This window comes from Actinoallomurus vinaceus, from assembly GCF_039542055.1.
Classification (GTDB): domain Bacteria; phylum Actinomycetota; class Actinomycetes; order Streptosporangiales; family Streptosporangiaceae; genus Actinoallomurus; species Actinoallomurus vinaceus.
In genome coordinates this window covers 500,110-523,561 of record NZ_BAABHK010000003.1, presented here as the reverse complement: position 1 = coordinate 523,561, position 23,452 = coordinate 500,110, and the positions used below count along the sequence as shown (strand labels likewise).

Here is a 23,452-nt window from a genome sequence, read left to right as displayed (position 1 = left end):
CGGCCGGTTCCCGGGCTCGCCTCGGCCGGTCGCTCACGCTGGACCGGGGGCGCGGCCGGCCTTCAACCCGGAGCCTTGGCGAAGGCGATGCCGAGCGGCGCCCCGTCCAGCGGCTTCGTGCCCGTACCGCCCGCGATCGTCGCAATCACCGCGTCCGACGCCGTGCTGATCACCGAGACGCTGCCGGAGAAGACGTTGCCGACCCACGCCTCCGCGCCGTCCGGCGTGATCGCCACCGTGGACGGCAGCTTCCCGACCGCGACCGTGCGCCGCACCTTCCGCGTCGCCGTGTCGACCACCGCGACGAGGTTGTCGTTCATCCGGCTCACGTAGGCCTTGGCGCCGTCCGGCGTCACCTCCACGCCCCACGGCTCGTCCCCGGCCGGGATCCGGGCGCGCTCCCGGCCGCTCGCCGCGTCGAGCACCGACACCGTGCCCGCTCGCGGATTCGTCACGTACAGCGTCCGCCCCGCCGGGTCCACGGCGATCCCCTGCGGGCCCGCCGTGTCGCGGATTCTGCGGACGACCCGGTCGTTCCGGGCGTCCAGCACCGCCACACCGGTGTCGTACGTCACGTACGCCCGCGCGCCGTTCGCCGCGAACACCACCTGCCGGGGAGCGGTCCCGACCCGGACGCTCCGCAGGACGGTGTCGGTCCGCGTGTCGATCACCGCGACGGTGTCCGCGCCGCCCTTCCCGGTGTCCCCGCCGGTGACCGTCGCGTACACCTTCGTCCCGTCCGGGGAGACCGCCACGTCCCGGGGGTACGGGCCCACGTGCACCGACCGCTCCGAGCCACTGGCCGGATCGACGACGAGCACGTCGTACTGACCGGTGTCCGCGACGTACAGCTTCGTGCCGTCCGGCGTCGCCGCCACACCCTGCGCGGCGTCGGTCTCGATGTTGTTCGCCACGATCCGGTGGGCCGCCACGTCCACGGTCGACACGTTGTACCCGCCGGCCAGCGCCACGTACGCGAGGTACGGGCCGGTCGCGTGCCTGGCCTGCGACTGCACGCGCGGCGGATCCCACTTCGCTCCGCCCGGAGCGCTGTTGCCCGGCCGGGGCCGCGCGCCCTTACCCGGCAGCCCGAGCGCGGAACCGGCGGGCACGGCGATGACCACCAGGCCCGCGACGCCTCCCGCCGCCAGGAGAAGACGCCGCCGTGAGATGTTCTTCGGCACGGTGAAACTCCTTCCGGTCCGCCGGGCTCAGCCGCGAGGCCGAGGCCGGGGACCTCTCTCCTGCTGGGGCGGGGTCTGCTCGGCTCCTGGGAACTCCGGTGCCGGCAACCGCTCGACCGCCTCCACCGCCTGCGCCAGGCCGTTCTTCGTACCGGGGAGGCGCGGCGGCCGGCCCTGGGCCGCCACCCCCAGCGCCGACGTCATGTCCCCGAACGCCTGCCGCCGCCACGCGCTGAGGTTCGGCACCCGGACCCCGGTCAGGCGCTCCAGCAGGCGGAGCGTCGACGTGTGGTCGAACGGCTCGCGGGCCACCCAGCCGCCCTGCGTCCAGGGCGAGACGAGGAGGCACGGCACGCGGAAGCCGCCCCCGATCGGCAGGCCCAGGACGAACTCGTCCGGCGTCCCCGCCGGAGGCACCGGGGGAGGGACGTGGTCGAACAGCCCGTCGTTCTCGTCGTAGTTGAGGATGAACAGCGTCTTGCGCCACACCTCGGGGTTGGACGCGATCGCGTCGATCTTGCTGGCCACGTAGTCGGCGCCGGCCGCCGGGGTGTAGTCCGGGTGCTCCGACTGGTAGCTCGTCGGGATGATCCACGAGACCGTCGGGAGCCGGTCATGGGCCGCGTCGTATTCGAACCGGCCCGCCTCGTAGGTGCGCAGCCCATTGCGGAACAACGGCGAATCGGGCGTGGCGTTCTGAAACGCATCGAAGTACTCGAGGACGTTGCAGCCGTAATTGTCGACCTCCTGGTAGACCCTCCATTCGATGCCCGCTTCGGTGAGCGCCTCCGGATACGTCTTCCAATGGTACGGGGCGGGATCCTTGTTGCTGATGACCGGGCCGCCCAGCGTCCCGCCCGGGTCGACGGAGCCGCTCATCAGGTACAGCCGGTTCGGCCACGTCGGCCCCATCACCGAGCAGAAATAGTTGTCGCAGATCGTGAACGACTCGGCCAGGGCGAAATGGAAAGGAATGTCCGAGCGGGTGTAATGCCCCATCACGTACGGGCCGTTCTCCCCGTCGGCCGCCCGGTGGGCCGGAAGCCAGTTGTCCATCTTCCCGTTGTTCCACGCCTGGTGCTGCACCTTCCAGGCGTGGCTCGTGGACGGGATCGCCTGCGCGTTCGTCGTCCGCGTGTCCAGGTGGAACGGCAGCAGGTAGCCCGCCGGGTTGAGGGCGTCCGGCTGGTAGAACACCGACCGGCCGGTGCTCAGCGTGATCGCCGCCGGATCCGAGAAACCGCGCACTCCCGGAAGAGTCCCGAAATAATGGTCGAATGAGCGGTTCTCCTGCATCAGGATGACCACATGCTTGATGTCCGCCAGCCGACCCTTTCCCGGCGGCGGCGCCTCCGCCATCGCCCGCCTCACATTCGGTGGTAGAAACTCCGCGGCGAACGCCGCCGCGGCCATCGCTCCCGCCGAACTGAACAGGCGGCGGCGGGTGAGTTCGGGCATCTGACACGCTCCCGTCGAACCGAGGACCAGAAAGGACAACTAGAAAATGCCCATAAGCGGGGGTCGGGCGCAACGTGAACGGACTAATGGCTGTCGATGATCATGCGACGGAAACGTTAACCCCGACAAACGACAACACCGAGAGTCATGGCCGTATCAGGCCAGAAAAGACCTATTGCGGCCATCCGTGATTAGCCGTGATCATCCCGGTCCCGGCGGGCCGACCCGCACCCCTGGCCGCCACGAGCGACCCGTGCGGAACGTCACAGCCGAACGTGAATACCGGCCCCGCTCACGGGCAGGGCTCCTCAGGCACGGCCGGAAAGCACCACCCGGAGAGGTACCGACCCATGAGCACCAACCTGCAAGGCAAGACCATCGCCTTCCTCGTCGCACCTGACGGGATCGAACAGGTCGAGCTCACCGAACCCTGGAAGGCGGTCGAGCAGGCGGGCGGCACGCCGCGCCTCGTCTCCACCGAGGGCGGCCGGGTCCAGGCCCGCGATCACCTCGAGAAGGCCGACACCTTCCCCGTCGACACCACCGTCGACGACGTCTCCGCCGGCGACTTCGACGCGCTCGTCCTGCCCGGCGGCGTCGCCAACCCCGACTTCCTGCGCATGCGGCCGAAGGCCGTCGCCTTCGCCAAGGGCTTCTTCGACCAGGCCAAGCCCGTCGCGGCCATCTGCCACGCACCGTGGACCCTCGTCGAGGCCGACGTCGTACGAGGCCGCACCCTCACCTCCTGGCCCAGCCTGCAGACCGACATCCGCAACGCGGGCGGCACCTGGGTCGACCAGGAGGTGACGCGCTGCACCGCCGGCTCCAACACGCTGGTCACCAGCCGCAAACCCGACGACCTGAAGGCCTTCTGCCAGGAACTCGTCGAGACCTTCGCCGCCTGAGGCGACACGCGGACACGCCCGGCACGGCGCGGGCGCGGTCGGCGCAGCGCGCCGAGCGGCCGCCCGGACAGAACCCGCACCTCCCGCGCCAGATGGGCCCGACTTCCCGATCCGGCTGCCGTCCGGCGTATCGCGTCATACGCTCCTTCATGGCGGAAGGGACCACTATGGGACCCTTCGGTCTAGACCAATACGTGAACACTGGGCAACGCCGACCTGCACGAATGCGCGTACTGCCCAGTAACTACCTAGGGTTGTAGCGTGAGTCGCCGAGCAAAGATCGTCAGCACGATAGGTCCCGCCTGTTCCAGCAAGGAACGCATCCACGCCCTCGTAGAGGCCGGGATCGACGTCGCCCGGCTCAACATGAGCCACGGCACGCAGGAGCAGCACGAAGAGGTCTACGGGTATCTCCGGGAGGCCTCCAACGCCACCGGACACGGCGTCGGCATCCTCGCCGACCTCCAGGGCCCCAAGATCCGGCTCGGCCGCTTCGCCGACGGACCCGTCCGCCTCACCCTCGGCGACGAATTCACCGTCACCACCGAGGACGTGCCCGGCGACCGCAGCGAGGTCTCCACCACCTACGGCGGACTCCCCGGTGACGTCGCCCCCGGCGACACCATCCTCATCGACGACGGCCGCGTCGTCCTCAACGTCACCGCCGTCGACGGCCCCCGCGTCCGCACCCGCGTCCTCGTCGGCGGCATGGTCTCCGACCACAAGGGCCTCAACCTCCCCGGCGTCGCCGTCAGCGTCCCCGCCCTCACCGAGAAGGACGAGGACGACCTCCGCTTCGCCCTCCGCCTCGGCGTCGACATGGTCGCCCTGTCCTTCGTGCGCAGCCCCGCCGACGCCGAGACCGCCCGCCGCATCATGGAGGAGGAAGGACGCACCGTCCCCCTCCTCGCCAAGGTCGAGAAGCCGCAGGCCGTCGACCATCTCGAAGAGATCGTCGAAGCCTTCGACGGCATCATGGTCGCCCGCGGCGACCTGGGCGTCGAACTGCCCCTCGAACAGGTCCCCATCGTCCAGAAACGCGCCATCGAGCTCACCCGCGAGAAGGCCCGCCCGGTCATCGTCGCCACCCAGATGCTCGAATCGATGATCAGCGCGCCCCGCCCCACCCGCGCCGAGACCTCCGACGTCGCCAACGCCGTCTTCGAAGGCGCCGACGCCGTCATGCTCTCCGGCGAGACCAGCGTCGGCGACTACCCCATCGAGTCCGTCCAGACCATGGGCCGCATCGTCGTCGCCGCCGAGGAGCACACCCTCCGCGCCACCCACCGCCTCGACCGTGTCCCCGAGACCATCGGTGGCGCCATCGCCCGCGCCGCCGCCGAGGTCGGCGCCACCGTCGGAGCCAAGGCCCTGGTCGCCTTCACCATGAGCGGCGAGACCGCGCGACGCCTGTCCCGCTACCGCTCGCCGATCCCCCTCCTGGCCTTCACCGCCCGCCCCGAGACCCGCAGCCAGCTGGCCCTCGTCTGGGGCGTCGAGACCTTCATCGTCCCCGAGGTCTTCCATACCGACGAGATGGTCCGCCAGGTCGAAGCCGCCGTCCTCGACGCCGGCCGCCTCCAGAAGGGCGACCGCGTCGTCATCGTCGCCGGCTCGCCCCCCGGCACCCCCGGCTCCACCAACGCCCTGCGCGTCCACCGCATCGGCGACGCCATCGCCACCCACCCGGCGTCCTGACACCGGACCCGGCCGAGTGCGGGCCATCGTTCCCAGGGGAGCGATGACCCGCACCGACCGGGCGCCGCGACCGTACCCAGGCCCCCGGGGCGGCTGACACGGCTTCCGGCCCCGCACCACGCACTGCGTAAATGATCATTACGGGCGGATCGGCCCCGGCCGATCGGTAGGCTGCCGGGACATGTCACAGGGGACCGACGCACAGGCGGAGTACGACCAGGGCGCCGCGCTCCTCGACCAAGGCCTGTACGACGCGGCGAAAGAGAGGCTGCGCGCGGCGGCCGAGCACGGCCACGCGACCGCGGCCGTGACCCTGGGGCGGCTGCTGTGCCTGGACGCAGACTGCTGGCTGCCCACGGACACACCCGGCGAAGACTACGTCTCCGTCGCCGAACCATGGCTCCGGCGCGCACTCGACCTCGACCCCGACGACCGTACGGCGGCGCTGCTCCTCGCCTCTCTCCTCGACCGGCAGCTCAAGACGATGCGCCGGCAGGACCCCTGGGGCACCGTATGGGTGGACGAGATCGACACCGACGAGAACGACCCCGACGACATCTGGCAGGCGGCGATCACCCGCCGCCACGACGAGGCCGTCCGCCTGCTGGAACACCTCCTCGACACCGACCCCGCCGACGAGGCGGCCGCCGCCGACCTGGTCGCCGTGCACAAAGGCGCATGGGCACACCACCTCGACGAGAACCAACGACACGAGCCACCGCTGCCGGAATCCGACACCACCGGTCGCGCCCTCCTGGACCGCCTCCTCATAACGGCCCGCCGCGCCGCAGAACTGGACCCCTCCGACGCGCTGCCCGCCATGGAACTGGCCGACGCGCTGCGCTGGAGCGGATCGGCGGAGGCCGCCAAGTGGCTGCGCCGATTTACGACGCTGCGCCCCGAATGGACGAAGTCGGGCTCCACGCCGTCCCGGCGTTCCGACGATCCCGCAGAGGGATTCCCGCCCGAAGGCCGGTACGGCTGGTACGTCCTTGAATTCGGACAGATGGTCGACAACTACGGCACCAACGCGTTCAACCGGGTGATGACCGCCGAGCCGGCCGAACTACGCTGGGCCTGCGAAGGCACGTTCCGCAGGCTGCGCGGCGACCCCTTCCACGGCGACGCGCCCCACGACGATCAACCGCCAGAGTGCCTCACCCTGTCGGTGTACGACGCGGGCCACGATCGCGGCGACATCGACCTCATCCCGTACCTACGGACCGCCCCCGACGCGGCCCCTCGAATCGACTGGTCGGCGTTCTCGATCCCACCGCTGAAGAGCACACCCCTGCCGCCGGGCCGCCCCGCGCTGTCCTGGCTCTCCCTCGGACCGGACACCGTCCACTACGGCTTCAGCGAAGACCCGCACTACTACAACTGATCGACGCCAACTCGTCGGCGGCGACCATGCCCGTCGGACACCGGCCTTTGCCCGGGGCCCGGCACGCGGCATGCTGGGAACATGAGCGAAGAACGCGACACCCCGTCGCAGGACGACGCGCAGCCCGAGCGCTCCGCCCGCTGGCGTGACCTCCCGGAACGCCCCGACCCCGAGGACCTCAAGGCCGAACACCGCGACCCGGCCGTCCCCGGCTCGATCCTCGACGCACCGGACGCCGAGAAGGAGTTCTTCATCCGCCACGCCGCCGGCTGATCAGTACTTCGGCCCCACGAACTCATCCAACCGCGCCACCGCCTCCCGGCGGGCGATGGAGATGTTGTTGCGATTGGACCGCTTCCAGGCGATGCCGAGTCTGTCGAGCGCGTCCGTGAACAGCTGAGCGATATCGGTCGATTCGTTCGTGAAGAAGTAGCGGGGGTACTCGTACCAGCGATCGCCGGCCTTGGCCGCATGCCGCACTCGGTTGGTCGAGCGGCTTCCATCGGAGTGGATCAATCCACGTACGAACGGCTTTGTGTACCGCTCCACCAGCTGCTGTTGCCAGTCCTCGAGGGCGATCTTCCGCGTGTGCTTCTTGCCAGGACCGTGCTGAGGGAACATGCACGGCCAGTGCTTCGAGTGACTGTTTATCTCCGTGCATCCTCCCAGCGGGAGGAAGCGGACCTTGTTGTCGGGACGGATCGCGCGGATGGCATCTGCGCACTCGGTCTGCAGCCCCGGGTACTTGTCGGCGCAGAAGATGCGCATGGACCAGATGCGCTTGGAAGGATCGCCGACCGGGCTGATACAGCCATCGCCGAGGTAGAGGCCGAGAAGGTAGACGTATTTATCCCCGGGCGCGAGGGACGCCGCATCGCTGTCGCAGCGAGGGCAGGAACGAACCGGGGCGACGGGCATCCCCTGATCGGCTCGCAGCTGCCAGTCCCGGATGGCCCACCGGGAGATCTGTGTGCGTCGGCTGACCTCGGCGACGGTCAGTCCCTGGGTGAGGAGTTTTAAAGCGCGATTACGCGCAGCGACGTCGTACATGCGCTCAGTGTTGCAGCGCGGTACGACAAAACCGCCGTCCGCTACGGACGACGGTTCACAAAGTGCCCCGAGTGGGATTCGAACCCACACTAGATGGTGTTTGAGACCATTTCCTCTGCCATTGGGATATCGGGGCCTATTTCCTGACATCTAGTTATATGTCCAATTTGGTGCCCGGTAGTGCCACCCGGGTCGGGTACCAGGGTAGCGGGTCCGGGTACGCTCGTGCGCGTGACCGAGAGCGCGCGTCGTGTTGTGATCGCTGAAGATGAGGCCCTGATCAGGCTCGACCTCAAGGAGATGCTGGAAGAAGACGGCTACGACGTCGTCGGTGAGGCCGGGGACGGGGAGACGGCCGTGCGCCTCACCACGGAGCTCGTACCGGATCTGACGATCCTCGACGTGAAGATGCCCGTGCTGGACGGGATCTCGGCGGCGGAGCGGATCGCCGCCGGGCGGATCGCGCCGGTGGTCATCCTGACGGCGTTCTCCCAACGGGAGCTGGTCGAGAGGGCGCGCGAGGCCGGAGCCATGGCCTACCTCGTGAAGCCGTTCACGAAGGCGGACCTGGTGCCCGCCATCGAGATGGCGGTGAGCCGGTTCCAGGAGATCAAGAGCCTCGAGGCAGAGGTGAGCTCCCTGGAGGACCGGCTGGAGACCCGGAAGCTGGTCGATCGGGCCAAGGGCCTGCTGCAGAGCGCGCACGGGTGGTCCGAGCCGGAGGCGTTCCGCTGGATCCAGAAGACCTCGATGGACCGTCGGCTGACGATGCGGGCGGTGGCGGAGGCGGTCATCGCGGGGAGCGGGAGCGCGGGGGAGAGCTCGGATCGGGTGACCGAATAGTGGAGCGTCGCATGTCCGTTAACTCGCCGGAAATGCGGTGACCTGGGCCGCTACGCAGCGTAGTCGTCCGTAACGGAAACCGGCCTTTTAGGGCACGGACCAGTAACGAAGCAGTAACACCCTAGCTGGAGGTCTACTGCTCGCAGGCCAACGCTCGGTGTACTACCCACCGAGCCCCCAGGAAACGTGCATTATCGCCCGCACCGAGTCCACGACCTGGGTGCATAGACGTGCCTGATCCAGGCCGATTCGGACGGAAGGAAAGCTACCTTGCGGAGCAGATTTTTTACGGTCGTCGGCGTGGTGGCGGCGAGCGCGACACTCGCGCTCGGCGCGTCCGCGTGTGGTGGCAAATCCAAGAGTGGCGGTGGGGACAGCGTCACGATCGGATTCATGGGCGACCTGACCGGTGAGAACTCCGGTCTCGTGATTCCGCCCAAGCAGGGCGCTCAGCTGGCCATCGACCAGTACAACGCCACGAACCCGAAGGTCAAGATCACCCTCAAGACCTACGACAGCCAGGGCAAGGGCGAGCAGGCCGTGCCGCTGGCCAAGCAGGCCATCACCAAGGACAAGATCGCCGGTCTGATCGGCCCGACGTTCTCCGGTGAGTCGGCCCAGGCCGACCCGGTGCTGGAAGAGGGCAAGGTCCCGAACATCTCGTCCTCGGCGACCAACGCGGCGCTGGCGACGCACGGGTGGAAGTTCTGGCACCGCGTCATCGGCAACGACAACGTGCAGGGCTCGGGGATCGGCGAGTTCATCGCCAGCTCGCTGAAGGCCAAGAAGGTCTTCATCATCGACGACGCCTCCGAGTACGGTAAGCCGCTCGCCGCGACCGTGAAGTCCACGGTGGAGAAGGCCGGCGCGCAGACCTCCGGTGACTCGATCGACGTCCAGGGTTCGGACTACGGCGCGACGGTCAACAAGGTGAAGGCGTTCAACCCGGACGCGATCTTCTTCGGTGGCTACTACGCCCAGGGCGGCAAGCTGATCAAGCAGCTGCGCGAGGGTGGCGTGAAGGCGCGCTTCCTGTCCGGTGACGGTTCGCTGGACAAGGGTCTGGCGCAGGGCGCCGGCGGCACGAACGCCGACGGTTCGGTCATCGGCTGCCCGTGCCTGATCGACCCGAGTGGTACGGCGAGCGCGGCCAGCAAGAAGTTCGCCACGGACTACAAGGCCAAGTTCAACGCGGACCCGGCGATCTACTCGGCGGAGGGCTACGACGCGGCCACCGCGTACATCTCGGCGATCAAGGCCGGCAACACGACGCCGGAGAAGATCAACGACTACCTGTCGAAGATCGACGTGCCGGGTGTGTCGAAGGAGATCAAGTTCAGCAGCACCGGTGAGCCGACCGCGACGGACGTCTACGTCTACCAGGTCAAGGGCGACCAGCTGCCGCTGCTGGGCAACGCGAAGAACGCGACGGTCAAGTAGTCCGCCTGCCATACGGCGGCCTCGAGATACATAAGCGCAGGGGCGGGAGCGACACGTGCGCTCCCGCCCCTGCGGCAAAGGCGACCACATTGAACAATCTCTTCAGTCAATTCTGGCCGTACACCATTGACGGCCTGTCACTCGGCGCGATCTACGCGCTGGTGGCGCTCGGCTACACGATGGTCTACGGCGTTCTGCGCCTGATCAACTTCGCGCACTCCGAGATCTTCATGGTCGGGACGTTCGCGGTCCTGGGCACCCTGCACCTGTTCGGCATGCCGGCCAATGTGGGCGGCTTCGCCCTGGTGGGTCTGGTCCTGGCGCTCGCGGTGGCGGGCGGTGTCGCGTCGGGCGGCAGCGCGGTCCTCCTGGAGTACGTGGCGTACCGGCCGTTGCGGCGGCGCGGGGCGTCGCGGCTCGCGGCACTGATCTCGGCGATCGGCGCATCGCTGTTCCTGCAGCAGCTGTTCGCGCGGCTGGTGATCCCGAAGGCGTTCAACCTGCCGAAGGAGAAGGGCGCGCTGCCGGTTCAGGGACACTTCGCGCACAAGAGCGACGTGGTCCACATCGGCGGGTTCGAGCTGCCGAACGACAAGCTCATCGTGATCGTCGGCGCGGTGCTCATGATGATCGCGCTGGACATGTTCGTGAACCGGACGAAGCTCGGCCGCGGGATCCGCGCCACGGCGCAGGATCCGGAGACGGCGGTGCTGATGGGCGTCAACATCGACCGGATCGTGACGGCGACGTTCGCGCTCGGCGGCGCGATGGCGGGTGTCGCGGCTGCGCTGTACATGCTGCGGTTCGAGGAGACGCGATTCGACGTCGGCTTCCTGCTGGGCATCAAGGCGTTCACGGCCGCGGTGCTGGGCGGTATCGGCAATCTCCGCGGTGCGCTGGTCGGCGGTATCGTCCTCGGCCTGATCGAGATGTACGGTGCCGCGGTCTTCGGCTCCGAATGGCAGAACGTCGTGGCGTTCAGCGTTCTGGTGCTTGTCCTCATGTTCCGTCCCACCGGCATTCTCGGTGAGTCTCTCCAGCAGGCGCGCGCATGAACGATTCGACCAACCGAAACCCGCTCGCCCGTGCGCGGGACGGGTACTCGTCTTTCTCCGATTCGCTCCATGACCGGTGGGCGTCCGCTCCGCGCTGGGCGCGCTGGGTGGTCTACCTGCTGTTGATCGTGCTGGCGATCATCCTGCCGGCGGACGGCATCGGCAGTTTCATGTCGCCGTACACGGACTGGCCGACGCTGCTGTTCTTCCCGATCGGCGGGTACATCCTGCTGGCGATCGGCCTGAACGTGGTGGTGGGCCAGGCGGGCCTGCTCGACCTGGGCTACGTGGCGTTCTTCGCGATCGGTGGCTACGCGATGGCCATGTTCGGGACGAAGGCCGGCTGGAGCTTCTGGGAGATCCTGGTCGTCGGCGTGCTGCTGTCGGCGTTGTCGGGCATCCTCCTGGGCGCCCCGACGCTGCGGCTGCGCGGTGACTACCTGGCGATCGTGACGCTCGGGTTCGGGGAGATCGTCCGGATCACGGCGAACAACACGAACTACATCGGCGGCCCGAACGGCATCGGTGGGATTCCGCATCCGCCGACGCTGACCGAGTGGACGATCCCGGACAACGGGCTGTTCGACGCGATCGGGATCGGCGGGGTGCAGCCGTTCAAGTACGGCGCGCTGGACGGCAAGCCGTACTACTACCTGATGCTGCTCCTGATCGTCCTGGTGATCATCTTCGCCAAGCGGCTGGAGAACAGCCGGGTGGGCCGGGCGTGGGCGTCGATCCGGGAGGACGAGGACGCGGCCGAGCTGATGGGCGTGCCGACGTTCAAGTTCAAGCTGGCGGCGTTCGCGATCGGCGCGGCGATCGGCGGCGCGAGCGGCGTGGTGTACGCGTCGCAGGCGGTGTCGATCATCCCGACGAACTTCCCGTTCATCCTGTCGGCGACGATCCTGGCGGCGGTGGTCCTCGGTGGTTCGGGCAACCTGCCCGGCGTCATTCTGGGAGCGTTCCTGGTCGCGTGGATCCCGGAGCGGATCCGGGGCATCCAGGAGTACCGCGTGCTGGTGTTCGGCGCGGTGCTGGTCGCCCTGATGATCTTCCGGCCGGAGGGTCTGTTGCCGTCGCGGCGCCGTAAGGCGGAGCTCGCCGAGGGTGAGGGCGGTATGGGCAGCATGGGTGCCGAGGTCGGCGGTCCGGTGACCGTCGGAGCGGGTGAGGGGGCCGAATGAGCGAGACGGCAGCCGTGCCGGCGGAGAAGAGGGTCGGTACGCCGGCGCTGGAGCTTCGCGGCATCACGATGCGCTTCGGCGGCGTCGTCGCGATCAACGATCTCAACCTGACGATCAATGAGGGTGAGATCTTCGCGCTGATCGGCCCGAACGGCGCGGGCAAGACCACGGTGTTCAACGTGGTCACCGGCGTGTACCGGCCGACCGAGGGCCAGGTGCTCTTCGCGGGTGGCCGGATCGACGGCAAGAAGCGGTACCAGGTCACGAAGCGCGGCGTGGCGCGTACGTTCCAGAACGTCCGGCTGTTCCACAACATGTCGGCGATGGAGAACGTGCTCGTCGGGACCGACGCCCATCACCGGGCCGGGCTGGCCAGCGCGGCGCTGGGCCTGCCGTGGCACCGCCGTGAGGAGCGCGAGGGCCGGGAGAAGGCCCGCGAGCTGATGGAGTTCGTCGGGATCTCCCACCGGATGGAGGAGACGGCGAAGAACCTCCCGTACGGCGACCAGCGGCGGCTGGAGATCGCGCGTGCGCTGGCGACGGATCCGAAGCTGCTGCTGCTGGACGAGCCGGCCGCCGGGATGAACCCGACGGAGAAGGAGCAGCTGCAGGGGCTGATCCGGAAGATCCGGGACACCGGGCGCACGGTGCTGCTGATCGAGCACGACATGAGCCTGATCATGGGCATCAGCGACCGGATCGCCGTGCTGGACTTCGGTCAGAAGATCGCTGAGGGTCTGCCCGCCGAGATCCAGAGCAACCAGCGGGTCATCGAGGCGTATCTGGGGGTCCCCGCCGATGCTTCTTGAGATCAAGGACATCCACGTCCACTACGGCAAGATCGCGGCGCTCAAGGGCGTGTCCGTGGAGGTCGACGAGGGCGAGGTCGTCACGCTGATCGGCGCGAACGGCGCCGGCAAGACGACGACGCTGAAGACGATCTCGGGGCTGCGTCCGCTGTCGAGCGGTCAGATCCTGTTCGAAGGCAAGGACATCAGCAAGGTGCCGGGGCACAAGCGGGTGCTGATGGGCATCGGGCAGTCGCCCGAGGGCCGTGGCATCTTCCCCGGCATGACGGTCGTCGAGAACCTCTACATGGGCGCGTTCGCGCGCAAGGACGAGGTGGAGAAGGACCTCCAGGAGGTCTACGACCTGTTCCCGCGGCTCGCCGAGCGCAAGAACCAGGCGGGCGGCACGATGTCCGGTGGTGAGCAGCAGATGCTGGCCATCGGCCGGGCGCTGATGACCAAGCCGAGGGTGCTGCTGCTGGACGAGCCGTCGATGGGTCTGGCGCCGAAGCTGATCCAGCAGATCTTCGAGATCATCACGGAGATCAACCGGCGGGGCACGACGGTCCTGCTGGTGGAGCAGAACGCCCAGCAGGCGCTGCAGGTCGCGCACCGCGCGTACGTCCTGGAGACCGGCAAGGTGGTCAGGTCGGCGGAGGCGAGCGCGCTGCTGAACGACCCGCAGGTGCGCGCGGCGTACCTGGGCGGCGGCGCGGAGGCGGTCGCCCCTCCGGAGGGCTGAGCAGGCGGTACGACGTCGGGGGTGGTGGCTCGCGGTGCGGTGCGGGCCGCCACCCCCTTGTCATGTCAGGGGGATGTCGACGGGGTTCTTGGCGCCGGCGACGGCGGCGCCCTTGAGCTGGTCGCCGAGCCGGGACGAGGAGGGGTCGCCGAAGACGCGCAGGGCTTTGACGCGGGCGTTGGCGGGCACGTCGAACCACAGGTCGAAGGCGCGCATCTCCTGGGAGGCGATGGTCTGCACGCCGACGGGCGCGCGCGAGACCTGCATGGCGTCGATGCTGGGAGCGTGGGTGGCGCCGTCGGCGGTGATGAGGAGCTGGCGGCCGGGGTTGAAGTCGTGGCGTTCGCGGCCGTGGTTGACCATGAGGAGGCGGACGCGGACGAACTGGCCGTGGGGGATCCAACTGGCGTGTGAGCCGATGACCTCCGGGATCTTGGAGCGCAGTCCGATGGCGGTGTAGGTGACCTCGCCGATGGGGGCGGTCTTGCCGCTGAGGGCCTTCTCGTGCTCGGGAAGCGCCTGTGGCGGGATGTGGTAGTCGCGGGCGGGATGGCCGCAGGCCGCGGCGGCCAGGGCCAGCGCGGCGAGCAGGGCGGGGATCCGGGCCCCGCGCCGGTGCCGGCCGGTGATGCCGCCGGGTGTGATCGCGAATGGGCGCACAGCGCGACGGTAGAAGCGGCGGCGGCCGCGCGAAAGACCTTGTGGCCGACGCGTAGAACGCCTGTGGCCGAATCGAGACGTGAACGACGATGAGCCCGGAGCGCCTTTGGTGCCGTACGACTGGCGGCCCGTGCAGGCCTTCCCCGGCCCTGCACGGGTACCGGGTCGTACGTTTTCTACTCAGCGCTCCGGGCTCTTGCCCTCCAACGGTAGCGAGACTGGAGTGACTGGTGCAAAAGATGTGAGAAATCTATGTCTGGTCGCGGATGGCGCAGGTGAGTCTGGCGGTGCAGACGCGGCGGTCCTGGTCGTCGCTGATGACGATCTCGTAGCTGGCCAGCGTGCGTCCGCCGTGCAGGCGGGTGGCGACCGCGGTGACGTGTCCGCTGGTGGCGGAGCGGTGATGGGTCGCGTTGATCTCGATGCCGAGGGCGATGCGGCCGGGCCCGGCGTGCAGGGCGGCGCCGACGGAGCCGGTGGACTCGGCCAGCACGCAGGAGGCGCCGCCGTGCAGGACGCCGTACGGCTGGGTGTTGCCCTTGACGGGCATGCGGGCCACGACGCGCTCGGGGCTCGCCTCGAGGAGCTCGACGCCCATCGCCGTGGCGAGGTCCCCGCGCGGGTCGATGCCGAGATCGTTCACGGGGCCGCCGTCGGCGCTGCTCATGAAACCTCCATCACGTGCATGGAACTGTCGTAGCGGAAGACTAGGCTGCTGGCGTGGTGACGACGGAAGCGACCTCTGAAAACGCGCGCCTGCTGCTCCTGGACGGGCATTCCCTGGCCTACCGGGCGTTCTTCGCGCTGCCCATCGAGAACTTCTCGACCACGACGGGCCAGCCGACCAACGCGGTGTACGGCTTCACGTCGATGTTGATCAACGTGCTGCGCGACGAGGAGCCCACCCATGTCGTGGTGTGCTTCGACCGGTCCGAGCCGACGTTCCGGCACGAGACCTACGTCGAGTACAAGGCGAACCGGCGGGAGACGCCGGACGACTTCCGCAGCCAGATCAGCCTGATCTTCGAGGTGCTCGACGCGCTGCGCATCCCGCGGCTGTCCGTCGCGGGTTACGAGGCCGACGACCTGATCGCCACGCTCGCCACGCAGGCCGTCGGGCAGGGCATGGACGTCTCGATCGTCAGCGGTGACCGCGACGCCTTCCAGCTCGTCGGCCCGCACTGCACGGTGCTGTACCCGCGCAAGGGCGTGTCCGACCTGGCCCGGATGACGCCCGAGGCGGTCGAGGAGAAGTACGGCGTGCCGCCGGAGCGGCACCGGATGCTGACCGCCCTGGTGGGGGAGACCAGCGACAACCTGCCGGGTGTGCCGGGCGTGGGCCCGAAGACCGCCGCGAAGTGGATCACCAAGTACGACGGGCTCGACGGGGTGATCGCGCACGTCGAGGAGATCACCGGCAAGGCCGGCGCCAGCCTGCGCGAGCACCTCGGCGACGTGATGCGCAACTACCAGGTCAACGAGCTGATCCGCGACGTGCCCCTGGACTCCGCGCCGGCGGAGCTGACGATCGGCCAGTGGGACCGCGACGAGATCCACACCCTGTTCGACACGCTGCAGTTCCGGGTGCTGCGGGAGCGGCTGTACGCGACGCTGTCGGCGGTCGAGCCGGAGGCCGAGGAGGGCTTCGAGGTCGAGATGGCCCGGCTGGGGCCGGGCGAGGTCGCCGCGTGGCTGGACGAGCACGCCGGCGGCGAGGGCCGGGTCGGGGTCGCTGTCACCGGCACGTGGGGGCGGGGCACCGGCGACATCACCGGCATCGCGCTGGCCACCCAGGCCGACGCGGGCGCGTTCATCGACCCGGTGGAGCTGCCGGAGGACGACGAGCGGGCGCTCGCCGCGTGGCTGGCCGACCCGAAGCGGGCGAAGGCCGTCCACGACGCCAAGGGCCCGATGCTGGCGTTCGCCGCGCGCGGCCTGCGGCTCGACGGCGTGACCAGCGACACGGCCCTGGCCGCCTACCTCGCGCTGCCCGGGCAGCGTTCCTTCGACCTGGGCGACCTGGTCCTGCGCTATCTGCACCGCGAGCTGCGCAAGGAGGCCGACGACGGCGGCCAGCTGACCATCGACGGCTCCGGCGAGCAGGAGGCCGCCTTCGACCTGGTCGTGCGGGCGCGGGCGGTCGTCGATCTCGCCGAGGCGCTCGACGCGGACCTGGAGCGGCGGGGCGCGACCCGGCTGCTGCAGGAGGTGGAGCTGCCGCTCGTGGAGGTCCTGGCGGGCCTGGAGCGGGTCGGCATCGCCCTGGACATCGACTATCTGGCCAAGCTGTCGGCGACGTTCGGCGCCGAGGTCAAGGCGATGGAGGAGGCCGCCTGGGAGGCGATCGGGCACGAGTTCAACCTCGGGTCGCCCAAGCAGATCCAGCAGGTGCTGTTCGACGAGCTGCAGCTGCCGAAGACGCGCCGCACCAAGACCGGCTACACCACCGACTCCGACGCGCTGACGAGCCTGTTCGAGCAGACCGCCCATCCGGTGCTGGAGCACCTGCTGCGGCACCGTGAGGTCTCGAAGCTCAAGAGCATGGTCGACTCGCTGATCCCGATGGCCGACGAGGACGGGCGCATCCACACGACGTTCGGGCAGATGGTCGCGGCCACCGGCCGGCTGTCGTCGTCCGATCCCAACCTGCAGAACATCCCGATCCGCACGGCCGAGGGCCGGCAGATCCGCGAGGGCTTCATGGTCGGGGAGGGCTACGACTGCCTGTTCACCGCCGACTACAGCCAGATCGAGCTGCGGATCATGGCGCACCTTTCGGAGGACGCCGCGCTGATCGACGCGTTCGGGTCCGGCGCGGACTTCCACACGATCACGGCGTCGCGGGTGTTCGGCCTGCCGCCCGAGCAGATCGACGGCGAGCTGCGGTCGCGGATCAAGGCGATGAACTACGGCCTGGCGTACGGCCTGTCGGCGTTCGGGCTGTCGCAGCAGCTGCGGATCACGCCCGACGAGGCGCGGGCGCTCATGGCGGAGTACTTCGAGCAGTTCGGCGGGGTCCGCGACTACCTGCGGGACATCGTGGTCAAGGCCCGCCAGGACGGCTACACCGAGACGATCATGGGGCGGCGGCGCTACCTGCCGGACCTGACGTCGGACAACCGGCAGCGGCGGGAGATGGCCGAGCGGATGGCGCTGAACGCGCCCATCCAGGGGTCGGCGGCCGACATCATCAAGGTCGCGATGCTGAACGTCGACCGGGCGATGCGCGCGGCCGGGCTGCGGTCGCGGATGCTGCTGCAGGTCCACGACGAGCTGATCTTCGAGGTGGCGCCCGGCGAGCTGGACGCGCTGCAGTCCCTCGTGCGCGAGCAGATGAGCGGCGCGTACGACCTGCGCGTGCCCCTCGACGTCTCCATGGGCACCGGCCGCACCTGGCAGGACGCCGGCCACTAGGGCCGGACAGACCCTGTACGAGCCCCGTGTACGGCTCGGCATCGGCCGTATACGGCTGGGGCGGGACAGACCTGTACAAGCCCCGTGCGCGGCTCGGCGTCCGCCGCGTACGGCTCCGGGCCGCTGCGCGGCGGCCCGGTGCCCGTCGCGGTGCCGCAGAGGTCCGTCCCCTACACGGAATTCGGGTGGGTCCCCCGGGGGCGGTTGCAAGATCCAGTGAGCGGGAAGTAACGGTGCGCACGGTCTCACAGATCGTCGTGGGCCCGAACTCCTGGGGGGACCCGTGCCGCACCTTCACCGACTCGCCGCCTTCCTGATCGTCGCCGCGGTGGCCGTCGGCCTGCTGCTGCCGTCGGCCGGGCGCGGCGGCCGTACGCCCGAGGCGAACGCGCGCCGCGCGGGCTCCGAGGCCGCCGCCTCGCGTGCCGACACGGCGGCGTCGCCGGTGGCCGGCACCGGCCGGGGCCGCCGGGCGGTGGCGCCGCCGAGCCCGGCCGCCGCGCCGCCGCGGCCGGCGTTCGACCACGCGAAGGCGGCCGCGGCGGCACGCGCCGTCGGCGCCAACGAGGTCGGCCAGGTCCCGATCCTGATGATCCACCGGGTGCTGACCAAGCCGAAGGTGTCGCTGGACCGCACGCCCGCGCAGCTGTACGCGGAGTTCAGCCGGCTGGCGACGGAGGGCTACGTGCCGGTGACGGCGGCGGAGTTCGCCACGGGCCGGATGAACGTCCCGGCCGGCCGGCATCCGGTGGTGCTGACCTTCGACGACGGCTCTCCGACCCACCTGGCGTTCGACGCGGCCGGGAATCCGGCGCCGGACACGGCGGTCGGGGTGATCGAGCGGGTGGCCCGGGAGCATCCGGGGTTCCGCCCGGTCGCGACGTTCTTCGTCAACGCCGACCCGTTCGCGCTGGGGGACCGGTCGGCGGGCGCGATGCGGTGGCTCGCCCAGCGCGGGTACGAGGTCGCCAACCACACCACCCGCCACCTGGACATGACCGGGATGAGCCACGGCGAGGTGGCCAAGGAGATCGGCACCGACCAGAAGATGATCACGGACGCCACGGGTGTCCCGCCGGTGACGTTCGCCTTCCCCTTCGGGGCGCCGGCGCGGCTGGCGTGGGCCGAACACGGTGAGGCGGGCGGAGCCCGGTGGGACTTCCGAGGAATGTTCCTCGCGGGGTGGCGTCCGGCCGACTCGCCGTTCGCGAAGGACTATGATCCTCGGCAGATCCCGCGGATCCGCGACGACGGCCGGATAAGGGAAGACGACTGTCGGCAGTTCTGCTCGATCGCCTGGCTCGACTGGCTGGCCCGCAACCCGGACAAGCGTTATACGTCCGACGGTGATCCGGCCACGGTGGCCCTTCCGCAGGCTAAGATGATCTATCTTGCCAGGGGACTCGCGGACCGTGCGTGCCCGTACTGAGCGCCCGTGAGATTGACCTCACCGGCTACGTCCCATATTCTGATCGCTGCGCTGTGGGCCTGCGCGCGCCTCGGACAGAGCAGGCTCGCGCTCGGTCACGTCGACATCGGTATGGTCACGCCGCCGGTTCATCGGCAGGGACGGATAACTGGCCCTCCGCGCAGCACAGGCAACTACGCATGTCCGTACCCGGAGCCATCCCACACATGACGAGCAGCACCGAGGCCACCTCGGCTACCCCGCAGGTAGCGGTCAACGACATCGGGTCCGAGGAAGCCTTCCTCGCGGCGATCGACGAGACCATCAAGTACTTCAACGACGGCGACATTGTCGAAGGCACTGTCGTCAAGGTCGATCGAGACGAGGTCTTGCTCGACATCGGCTACAAGACCGAGGGTGTCATCCCCTCGCGTGAGCTCTCGATCAAGCACGATGTCGATCCGAACGAGGTCGTCAAGGTCGGAGACCACGTCGAGGCCCTCGTCCTCCAGAAGGAGGACAAGGAAGGCCGTCTGATCCTGTCCAAGAAGCGCGCCCAGTACGAGCGCGCCTGGGGCACGATCGAGAAGATCAAGGACGAGGACGGCATCGTCACCGGCACCGTCATCGAGGTCGTCAAGGGCGGCCTGATCCTCGACATCGGTCTTCGTGGCTTCCTCCCGGCGTCGCTCGTCGAGATGCGCCGGGTCCGCGACCTTCAGCCGTACGTCGGGCGCGAGCTCGAGGCCAAGATCATAGAGCTGGACAAGAACCGCAACAACGTGGTCCTGTCCCGCCGTGCCTGGCTGGAGCAGACCCAGAGCGAGGTCCGCCAGACCTTCCTCAACACCCTGCAGAAGGGCCAGGTCCGCAAGGGCGTCGTGTCCAGCATCGTCAACTTCGGTGCGTTCGTCGACCTCGGCGGCGTGGACGGTCTGGTGCACGTCTCCGAGCTGTCCTGGAAGCACATCGACCACCCCTCCGAGGTCGTCGAGGTGGGCCAGGAGGTCACGGTCGAGGTCCTCGACGTCGACATGGAGCGCGAGCGGGTCTCGCTGTCGCTCAAGGCGACGCAGGAGGACCCCTGGCAGCAGTTCGCCCGCACCCACCAGATCGGCCAGGTCGTTCCGGGCCGGGTCACCAAGCTGGTGCCGTTCGGCGCGTTCGTGCGGGTCGAGGAGGGCATCGAGGGTCTGGTGCACATCTCCGAGCTGGCCGAGCGCCACGTGGAGATCCCCGAGCAGGTCGTTCAGGTCGGCGACGAGATCTTCGTGAAGATCATCGACATCGACCTCGACCGGCGCCGCATCAGCCTCTCGCTGAAGCAGGCCAACGAGACCGGCGGGACGTTCACCGACGAGGAGTTCGACCCGACGCTCTACGGCATGCCCGCCGAGTACGACGAGCAGGGGAACTACAAGTACCCCGAGGGCTTCGACTCGGAGACCGGCGACTGGCTCGAGGGCTTCGACGAGCAGCGTGAGACCTGGGAGCGGCAGTACGCCGAGGCCCGCACCCGCTTCGACGCCCACAAGAAGCAGGTCGAGGAGGCCCGCCGGGCCGAGGCCGAGGCGGCCGGACCGCAGTCGTACAACACCGAGCAGCCTCAGGGCGGCGAAGGTGGCGGCGGCGGCGCTCTCGCCTCCGACGAGGCGCTCGCGGCGCTTCGCGAGAAGCTGTCCGGCGGCCAGGAGTAAGGCCCACAACCGCATAACGGCGAGGAGTTAGAAGACCACGTCATGGTCGATTCTCACTCACGCGTCCGATCTGGGGGTCCCGTCGTTGCGGCGGGGCCCCCGGTCGTTCCCCAGGAGCTTTCGCGGATCTCGCTGATCGCGGTCACCGTCACGGTGCTCGCCGAGGTGCTGCGGGCGGCGTTCCCGGCGTTCGGGCACTTCACCGAGTCCGGCGGGGCGGTCATCGCCACCCTGGTGATCCTGCTGTCCGGTCTGGCCGGCGTCCTGGCGCCCGCCGTCCGGGCGGTCACCGGGCCCCGCGGCCTGCTGGTCGCCGGGGTCGGGGGGCTGCTGCTGGTCCGGCTGGCCATGCAGGCCCTGTCGCCGGCGCTGTGGCTCGCCTTCGCGGGCACGGTGTTCGGGATGCTCGCCGTCACGGCGCTGTACGAGGCGGCGCGCGGCCTGTCCGGCACCGGGTTCGCGGTCGCGGCGACCGCCGGGCTCACCGCCGACACCGCGCTGCGGCTGGCCTTCGGCACGTGGGACCCGCCCTCCCGCCCGGGCGTCGCCGCCTGGGCCGTCACCGTCCTGGTCGTCGCGGGCGGCGTCGCGGCGCTCGTGGGATGGCTGCGCACGCCGCCGGTCGAGGCTCCGGTGATCGGCTGGCGTGACGCGCTCGGCGCGGCCGCGCTGGGGCCGTTCCTGGCCCTGCAGATCCTCGTGCTGTCCAGCCCGGCGTTCGCGTCCTCCAGCGGAGGGCTGCCGCTGGCCGTCGCCGGCGCGGTCGTCCTCGCCGGCCAGGCGCTGAGCCTGGCGTTCCTGTCCTCGGGCCTGGCCGTCGCGGCCGTGCCCGGCGGGGTGTGCGTGTTCGGCGGGACGATCCTCGGCGTGGGCGCGGCGGCGGTCACCGGCCGGTACGGCCTGACCGGCGCGGTCGCGATCGCGGTGGTCGTGATCGGGCAGGTGCTGTCGGCGTGGCTGCTGGCGGTGGCCTCGCGGGTGCCGCTGCGGCGCGGCGGCTACCGCGGCCGTCCCGCCGAGCGGGGCGGGCCGGCGCCGGACGTCAGCGTCCCCGACACCGGCGGCCGGGCGTGGCGCATCGACCTGGGCGCGGCCCTCGGCGGGCTCGGCATCCTGGTCGTCATCCTGCCGTACCAGCTGCACTACACCCACCCGCTGCCGCTGCCGAACAAGGTCCTGCCCGGCCTGGCGGGCATCGCCCTCGGGCTGCTGTCGACGATCGCCGCCGCGCGCGGCGGGCCGCTGCCGGCCCGTTCGGCGATCCGCGCCCTCGGCGCCGGCGCGGCGGCCCTGGTGCTCGTGGCCGTCCCGGTGATCTACGCGGTCACCGCGCCGTCGGTGACCGGCGCGGCGTCCCTGCCGGGCACGTTCCGCCTCGTCTCGTACAACGTCCACGACGCGGTCGGCGGCGGACGGCTGGACCCGGAGGCGGTCGCCCGCGCGATCGAGGCGCAGCACGCCGACGTCGTGGCGCTGCAGGAGGTCGGCCGGGGCCGCCCCATGTCGGGGACCGCGGACGTCGCGTCCTGGCTGGCCCGGCGGCTGAAGATGCGGCTCGTCTGGGGGCCGGCCGCCGACCACCAGTACGGCAACGCGGTGCTGACCCGGCTGCGGGTCAAGGCCACCGGGACCGGACGGCTGCCCGTGGGCGCGGGCCCGCAGGCCCCTGGCTACGTCTGGGCGCGGATCGACGCCGGCGGCGGGCGCACCGCCGACGTGTGGTCCGTCGAGCTCCAGCAGGGCGCCGACCGCACCGAGAGCCGGCTGGCCGAGATCGTCAAGCTGCTGCAGCTGTGGAGCGGTGCCCCCCGTACGGTCATCGCCGGGGACATGGGCGCCGGGCCGGGCAGCCCGGAGCTCAACCGGCTGTCCGCGCAGAGCGGCCTGCGCAGCCCCATCGACTCCCCGCCGCCGACCACGACGGGCGGCGGGCGCGTCGACTGGATTTTCGGCAGCGACGACCTCGGCTTCGACAACGGCGCGGTCGACTCCTCCCGGCGGGCCTCGGACCACTACCCGGTGGCCGCGACCGTCCGTGTGGTGGGCTGACCGCCGTGGACGGGGTCCGGATCGAGCGCGCCGGCGTCGACGACGCCGGGGAGATCCTCACCGTGCAGCGCGCCGCGTACGTCACCGAGGCGCAGCTGCACGGCGACCCGTTCCTGCCGCCGCTGGTCGAGTCCCTCGGCCAGATCCGCAAGATGATCGCCGAGTCGGTGGTCCTCAAGGCGAGCGTCGAGGCACGGATCGTCGGGGCCGTACGCGGCCGGTTCAACGAGCGCACCTGCCTGGTCGGCCGGCTCGTGGTCGCCCCGGACCAGCAGGGGCGGGGGATCGGCGGGGCGCTGATGCGGGCGCTGGAGGCGGAGGTGGCCGGGCGCGCCGACGCCTGCGTGCTGTTCACCGGGCACCTCAGCGAGGGGAACCTGCGGCTGTACCGGCGGCTCGGATACGCCGAGACGAGCCGGGAGCGGGTCGCCGACCATCTCATGCTCGTCCACATGCGCAAGACCCTCCTGGCCGCCGCGCCGGGGGAGTGAGT

Annotated in this window: 20 protein-coding genes and 1 tRNA gene; 15 read left to right on the top strand and 6 right to left on the bottom strand. The window is 69.9% G+C overall.

Annotation, left to right across the window (positions count from 1 at the left end; translation table 11 throughout):
- Positions 1-62: 62 nt before the first annotated feature.
- Positions 63-1,184: a YncE family protein gene (locus ABEA24_RS13375; RefSeq protein ID WP_345431077.1), complete on the bottom strand. Its 1,122-nt coding sequence runs from the start codon at positions 1,182-1,184 to the stop codon at positions 63-65.
- Positions 1,185-1,211: 27 nt separating this feature from the next.
- Complete coding sequence (locus tag ABEA24_RS13370; protein WP_345431076.1) at positions 1,212-2,642, bottom strand: alkaline phosphatase family protein; 1,431 nt, start codon at positions 2,640-2,642, stop codon at positions 1,212-1,214.
- A gap of 350 nt (positions 2,643-2,992) precedes the next feature.
- On the opposite strand from ABEA24_RS13370, the gene ABEA24_RS13365 reads away from it, so the two are divergent.
- The 4 genes from ABEA24_RS13365 to ABEA24_RS13350 all read left to right on the top strand — a co-directional run bounded on the left by ABEA24_RS13365 (position 2,993) and on the right by ABEA24_RS13350 (position 6,902).
- Positions 2,993-3,547: a type 1 glutamine amidotransferase domain-containing protein gene (locus ABEA24_RS13365; RefSeq protein ID WP_345431075.1), complete on the top strand. Its 555-nt coding sequence runs from the start codon at positions 2,993-2,995 to the stop codon at positions 3,545-3,547.
- A gap of 261 nt (positions 3,548-3,808) precedes the next feature.
- Positions 3,809-5,245, top strand: a complete 1,437-nt coding sequence (gene pyk / locus ABEA24_RS13360) for a pyruvate kinase (protein WP_345431074.1) — start codon at positions 3,809-3,811, stop codon at positions 5,243-5,245.
- Positions 5,246-5,426: 181 nt separating this feature from the next.
- Positions 5,427-6,629 (top strand): hypothetical protein, encoded by a 1,203-nt coding sequence (locus tag ABEA24_RS13355; RefSeq protein WP_345431073.1) that lies wholly within the window; start codon positions 5,427-5,429, stop codon positions 6,627-6,629.
- A gap of 81 nt (positions 6,630-6,710) precedes the next feature.
- On the top strand, positions 6,711-6,902 hold the full coding sequence (locus ABEA24_RS13350) for a hypothetical protein (RefSeq protein WP_345431072.1): 192 nt from the start codon (positions 6,711-6,713) through the stop codon (positions 6,900-6,902).
- Here ABEA24_RS13350 and ABEA24_RS13345 read toward each other — a convergent pair whose 3' ends face one another.
- Both ABEA24_RS13345 and ABEA24_RS13340 read right to left on the bottom strand, forming a co-directional pair.
- Entirely contained in the window at positions 6,903-7,679 is a 777-nt protein-coding gene (locus ABEA24_RS13345; RefSeq protein WP_345431071.1) for a transcriptional regulator, read from the bottom strand.
- Positions 7,680-7,742: 63 nt separating this feature from the next.
- A tRNA-Leu gene (locus tag ABEA24_RS13340) sits at positions 7,743-7,815 on the bottom strand.
- An 89-nt stretch (positions 7,816-7,904) separates the two neighbouring features.
- Here ABEA24_RS13340 and ABEA24_RS13335 point away from each other — a divergent pair.
- The 6 genes from ABEA24_RS13335 (at position 7,905) to ABEA24_RS13310 (ending at position 13,731) form a co-directional block, all read left to right on the top strand.
- A complete protein-coding gene (locus tag ABEA24_RS13335; protein WP_345431070.1) occupies positions 7,905-8,522 on the top strand; it encodes an ANTAR domain-containing response regulator in 618 nt (205 codons plus the stop codon).
- A 300-nt stretch (positions 8,523-8,822) separates the two neighbouring features.
- Positions 8,823-9,962, top strand: a complete 1,140-nt coding sequence (locus tag ABEA24_RS13330; protein WP_345431440.1) for a branched-chain amino acid ABC transporter substrate-binding protein — start codon at positions 8,823-8,825, stop codon at positions 9,960-9,962.
- Positions 9,963-10,051: 89 nt separating this feature from the next.
- A complete protein-coding gene (locus tag ABEA24_RS13325; protein WP_345431069.1) occupies positions 10,052-11,017 on the top strand; it encodes a branched-chain amino acid ABC transporter permease in 966 nt (321 codons plus the stop codon).
- The gene (locus tag ABEA24_RS13320; protein ID WP_345431068.1) at positions 11,014-12,201 is read left to right on the top strand and encodes a branched-chain amino acid ABC transporter permease; all 1,188 of its coding nucleotides are present in this window, start codon (positions 11,014-11,016) and stop codon (positions 12,199-12,201) included. Before ABEA24_RS13325 ends, ABEA24_RS13320 begins: the two co-directional genes overlap by 4 nt.
- A complete protein-coding gene (locus tag ABEA24_RS13315) occupies positions 12,198-13,010 on the top strand; it encodes an ABC transporter ATP-binding protein (protein WP_345431067.1) in 813 nt (270 codons plus the stop codon). Before ABEA24_RS13320 ends, ABEA24_RS13315 begins: the two co-directional genes overlap by 4 nt.
- Positions 13,000-13,731, top strand: coding sequence for an ABC transporter ATP-binding protein (locus ABEA24_RS13310; protein WP_345431066.1), 732 nt, complete (start codon positions 13,000-13,002; stop codon positions 13,729-13,731). The genes ABEA24_RS13315 and ABEA24_RS13310 overlap by 11 nt, the downstream gene beginning before the upstream one ends.
- 60 nt (positions 13,732-13,791) lie before the next feature.
- Here ABEA24_RS13310 and ABEA24_RS13305 read toward each other — a convergent pair whose 3' ends face one another.
- On the bottom strand, positions 13,792-14,391 hold the full coding sequence (locus ABEA24_RS13305) for a DUF4352 domain-containing protein (protein ID WP_345431065.1): 600 nt from the start codon (positions 14,389-14,391) through the stop codon (positions 13,792-13,794).
- 250 nt (positions 14,392-14,641) lie between these two features.
- Positions 14,642-15,058 (bottom strand): PaaI family thioesterase, encoded by a 417-nt coding sequence (locus ABEA24_RS13300; protein WP_425551177.1) that lies wholly within the window; start codon positions 15,056-15,058, stop codon positions 14,642-14,644.
- A 53-nt stretch (positions 15,059-15,111) separates the two neighbouring features.
- On the opposite strand from ABEA24_RS13300, the gene polA reads away from it, so the two are divergent.
- The 5 genes from polA (at position 15,112) to ABEA24_RS13275 (ending at position 23,450) form a co-directional block, all read left to right on the top strand.
- Positions 15,112-17,805, top strand: coding sequence for a DNA polymerase I (gene polA / locus ABEA24_RS13295; RefSeq protein WP_345431064.1), 2,694 nt, complete (start codon positions 15,112-15,114; stop codon positions 17,803-17,805).
- A gap of 283 nt (positions 17,806-18,088) precedes the next feature.
- A complete protein-coding gene (locus ABEA24_RS13290) occupies positions 18,089-19,234 on the top strand; it encodes a polysaccharide deacetylase family protein (RefSeq protein WP_345431063.1) in 1,146 nt (381 codons plus the stop codon).
- A 206-nt stretch (positions 19,235-19,440) separates the two neighbouring features.
- The gene (gene rpsA / locus ABEA24_RS13285) at positions 19,441-20,910 is read left to right on the top strand and encodes a 30S ribosomal protein S1 (RefSeq protein WP_345431062.1); all 1,470 of its coding nucleotides are present in this window, start codon (positions 19,441-19,443) and stop codon (positions 20,908-20,910) included.
- Positions 20,911-20,952: 42 nt separating this feature from the next.
- Positions 20,953-22,959, top strand: coding sequence for an endonuclease/exonuclease/phosphatase family protein (locus ABEA24_RS13280; protein ID WP_345431061.1), 2,007 nt, complete (start codon positions 20,953-20,955; stop codon positions 22,957-22,959).
- Between the two features lie 5 nt (positions 22,960-22,964).
- Positions 22,965-23,450, top strand: a complete 486-nt coding sequence (locus ABEA24_RS13275; RefSeq protein WP_345431060.1) for a GNAT family N-acetyltransferase — start codon at positions 22,965-22,967, stop codon at positions 23,448-23,450.
- The last annotated feature ends 2 nt before the right edge of the window (positions 23,451-23,452 follow it).

What these genes read in the sequence shown, in the direction of transcription:
- ABEA24_RS13370 (WP_345431076.1), bottom strand. Translation starts at nt 2,642, where the DNA reads ATGCCCGAACTCACCCGCCGCCGCCTGTTCAGTTCGGCGGGAGCGATG.
- ABEA24_RS13365 (WP_345431075.1), top strand. Translation starts at nt 2,993, where the DNA reads ATGAGCACCAACCTGCAAGGCAAGACCATCGCCTTCCTCGTCGCACCT.
- ABEA24_RS13355 (WP_345431073.1), top strand. Translation starts at nt 5,427, where the DNA reads ATGTCACAGGGGACCGACGCACAGGCGGAGTACGACCAGGGCGCCGCG.
- ABEA24_RS13350 (WP_345431072.1), top strand. Translation starts at nt 6,711, where the DNA reads ATGAGCGAAGAACGCGACACCCCGTCGCAGGACGACGCGCAGCCCGAG.
- ABEA24_RS13345 (WP_345431071.1), bottom strand. Translation starts at nt 7,679, where the DNA reads ATGTACGACGTCGCTGCGCGTAATCGCGCTTTAAAACTCCTCACCCAG.
- ABEA24_RS13320 (WP_345431068.1), top strand. Translation starts at nt 11,014, where the DNA reads ATGAACGATTCGACCAACCGAAACCCGCTCGCCCGTGCGCGGGACGGG.
- ABEA24_RS13315 (WP_345431067.1), top strand. Translation starts at nt 12,198, where the DNA reads ATGAGCGAGACGGCAGCCGTGCCGGCGGAGAAGAGGGTCGGTACGCCG.
- ABEA24_RS13310 (WP_345431066.1), top strand. Translation starts at nt 13,000, where the DNA reads ATGCTTCTTGAGATCAAGGACATCCACGTCCACTACGGCAAGATCGCG.
- ABEA24_RS13300 (WP_425551177.1), bottom strand. Translation starts at nt 15,058, where the DNA reads ATGAGCAGCGCCGACGGCGGCCCCGTGAACGATCTCGGCATCGACCCG.
- rpsA (WP_345431062.1), top strand. Translation starts at nt 19,441, where the DNA reads ATGACGAGCAGCACCGAGGCCACCTCGGCTACCCCGCAGGTAGCGGTC.
- ABEA24_RS13280 (WP_345431061.1), top strand. Translation starts at nt 20,953, where the DNA reads ATGGTCGATTCTCACTCACGCGTCCGATCTGGGGGTCCCGTCGTTGCG.